The sequence below is a fragment of the Neisseria sp. 20925_1_37 genome (genome assembly GCF_041433255.1).
In the GTDB taxonomy this organism is placed as follows: domain Bacteria; phylum Pseudomonadota; class Gammaproteobacteria; order Burkholderiales; family Neisseriaceae; genus Neisseria; species Neisseria flavescens_D.
The window spans coordinates 1-3,392 of record NZ_JAPWBC010000027.1 but is presented as its reverse complement, the minus strand read 5'-3'; the positions used below and the strand labels follow the sequence as shown (position 1 = coordinate 3,392).

General features: G+C 49.6%; 2 rRNA genes. Both read left to right on the top strand.

Going from position 1 to position 3,392, the window contains the following annotated elements:
* The first annotated feature begins 305 nt into the window (after positions 1-305).
* Positions 306-3,194, top strand: a 23S ribosomal RNA gene (locus O3661_RS10560).
* A gap of 96 nt (positions 3,195-3,290) precedes the next feature.
* Positions 3,291-3,392 (top strand): 5S ribosomal RNA (gene rrf / locus O3661_RS10555); the annotation flags it as partial.

Below are 3,392 nucleotides of genomic sequence, written 5' to 3'. Positions count from 1 at the left end.
ATTTTGATTTGCGAAGTGAAATATCGACGCATCGATCTTTAACAAATTGGAAAGCCGAAATCAACAAACAAAGACAATGAGTTTGTTTTGATTTTTTGTTCTTTGCAAAGGATAAAAAATCTCTCGCAAGAGAAAAGAAAACAAACACAGTATTTGGGTGATGATTGTATCGACTTAATCCTGAAATACAAAAGGCAGGATTAAGACACAACAAAGCAGTAAGCTTTATCAAAGTAGGAATTTCAAGTTTGCTTCCCTAGTCAACGGGTAGGCAAACGAAGTCAAAGAGGTTCTTGAAATGATAGAGTCAAGTGAATAAGTGCATCAGGTGGATGCCTTGGCGATGATAGGCGACGAAGGACGTGTAAGCCTGCGAAAAGCGCGGGGGAGCTGGCAATAAAGCTATGATCCCGCGATGTCCGAATGGGGAAACCCACCTCTTAGGAGGTATCCTTATCTGAATACATAGGATAAGCGAAGCGAACCCGGAGAACTGAACCATCTAAGTACCCGGAGGAAAAGAAATCAACCGAGATTCCGCAAGTAGTGGCGAGCGAACGCGGAGGAGCCTGTACGTGATAACTGTCGAGATAGAAGAACAAGCTGGGAAGCTTGACCATAGTGGGTGATAGTCCCGTATTCGAAATCTCAATAGTGGTACTAAGCGTACGAAAAGTAGGGCGGGACACGTGAAATCCTGTCTGAATATGGGGGGACCATCCTCCAAGGCTAAATACTCATCATCGACCGATAGTGAACCAGTACCGTGAGGGAAAGGCGAAAAGAACCCCGGGAGGGGAGTGAAATAGAACCTGAAACCTGATGCATACAAACAGTGGGAGCACCCTTGTGGTGTGACTGCGTACCTTTTGTATAATGGGTCAACGACTTACATTCAGTAGCGAGCTTAACCGAATAGGGGAGGCGTAGGGAAACCGAGTCTTAATAGGGCGAACAGTTGCTGGGTGTAGACCCGAAACCGAGTGATCTATCCATGGCCAGGTTGAAGGTGCCGTAACAGGTACTGGAGGACCGAACCCACGCATGTTGCAAAATGCGGGGATGAGCTGTGGATAGGGGTGAAAGGCTAAACAAACTCGGAGATAGCTGGTTCTCCCCGAAAACTATTTAGGTAGTGCCTCGAGCAAGACACTGATGGGGGTAAAGCACTGTTATGGCTAGGGGGTTATTGCAACTTACCAACCCATGGCAAACTAAGAATACCATCAAGTGGTTCCTCGGGAGACAGACAGCGGGTGCTAACGTCCGTTGTCAAGAGGGAAACAACCCAGACCGCCAGCTAAGGTCCCAAATGATAGATTAAGTGGTAAACGAAGTGGGAAGGCCCAGACAGCCAGGATGTTGGCTTAGAAGCAGCCATCATTTAAAGAAAGCGTAATAGCTCACTGGTCGAGTCGTCCTGCGCGGAAGATGTAACGGGGCTCAAATCTATAACCGAAGCTGCGGATGCCAGTTTACTGGCATGGTAGGGGAGCGTTCTGTAGGCCGATGAAGGTGCATTGTAAAGTGTGCTGGAGGTATCAGAAGTGCGAATGTTGACATGAGTAGCGATAAAGCGGGTGAAAAGCCCGCTCGCCGAAAGCCCAAGGTTTCCTACGCAACGTTCATCGGCGTAGGGTGAGTCGGCCCCTAAGGCGAGGCAGAAATGCGTAGTCGATGGGAAACAGGTTAATATTCCTGTACTTGATTCAAATGCGATGTGGGGACGGAGAAGGTTAGGTTAGCAAGCTGTTGGAATAGCTTGTTTAAGCCGGTAGGTGGAAGACTTAGGCAAATCCGGGTCTTCTTAACACCGAGAAGTGATGACGAGTGTCTACGGACATGAAGTAACCGATACCACGCTTCCAGGAAAAGCCACTAAGCTTCAGTTTGAATCGAACCGTACCGCAAACCGACACAGGTGGGCAGGATGAGAATTCTAAGGCGCTTGAGAGAACTCGGGAGAAGGAACTCGGCAAATTGATACCGTAACTTCGGGAGAAGGTATGCCCTCTAAGGTTAAGGACTTGCTCCGTAAGCCCTGGAGGGTCGCAGAGAATAGGTGGCTGCGACTGTTTATTAAAAACACAGCACTCTGCTAACACGAAAGTGGACGTATAGGGTGTGACGCCTGCCCGGTGCTGGAAGGTTAATTGAAGATGTGCAAGCATCGGATCGAAGCCCCAGTAAACGGCGGCCGTAACTATAACGGTCCTAAGGTAGCGAAATTCCTTGTCGGGTAAGTTCCGACCCGCACGAATGGCGTAACGATGGCCACACTGTCTCCTCCCGAGACTCAGCGAAGTTGAAGTGGTTGTGAAGATGCAATCTACCCGCTGCTAGACGGAAAGACCCCGTGAACCTTTACTGTAGCTTTGCATTGGACTTTGAAGTCACTTGTGTAGGATAGGTGGGAGGCTTTGAAGCAGAGACGCCAGTCTCTGTGGAGCCGTCCTTGAAATACCACCCTGGTGTCTTTGAGGTTCTAACCCAGACCCGTAATCCGGGTCGGGGACCGTGCATGGTAGGCAGTTTGACTGGGGCGGTCTCCTCCCAAAGAGTAACGGAGGAGTTCGAAGGTTACCTAGGTCCGGTCGGAAATCGGACTGATAGTGCAATGGCAAAAGGTAGCTTAACTGCGAGACCGACAAGTCGAGCAGGTGCGAAAGCAGGACATAGTGATCCGGTGGTTCTGTATGGAAGGGCCATCGCTCAACGGATAAAAGGTACTCCGGGGATAACAGGCTGATTCCGCCCAAGAGTTCATATCGACGGCGGAGTTTGGCACCTCGATGTCGGCTCATCACATCCTGGGGCTGTAGTCGGTCCCAAGGGTATGGCTGTTCGCCATTTAAAGTGGTACGTGAGCTGGGTTTAAAACGTCGTGAGACAGTTTGGTCCCTATCTGCAGTGGGCGTTGGAAGTTTGACGGGGGCTGCTCCTAGTACGAGAGGACCGGAGTGGACGAACCTCTGGTGTACCGGTTGTAACGCCAGTTGCATAGCCGGGTAGCTAAGTTCGGAAGAGATAAGCGCTGAAAGCATCTAAGCGCGAAACTCGCCTGAAGATGAGACTTCCCTTGTGGTTTAACCACACTAAAGAGTCGTTCGAGACCAGGACGTTGATAGGTGGGGTGTAGAAGCGCGGTAACGCGTGAAGCTAACCCATACTAATTGCTCGTGAGGCTTGACTCTATCATTTGAAGAACTTCAAAAGATAAAAGCTTACTGACTGATTCAGTCATCACCATTTATACCGATTAAGGCTTTACCGATTTGTAACAGTTTAAGTTTGGCGGCCATAGCGAGTTGGTCCCACGCCTTCCCATCCCGAACAGGACCGTGAAACGACTCAGCGCCGATGATAGTGTGGTTCTTCCATGTGAAAGTAGG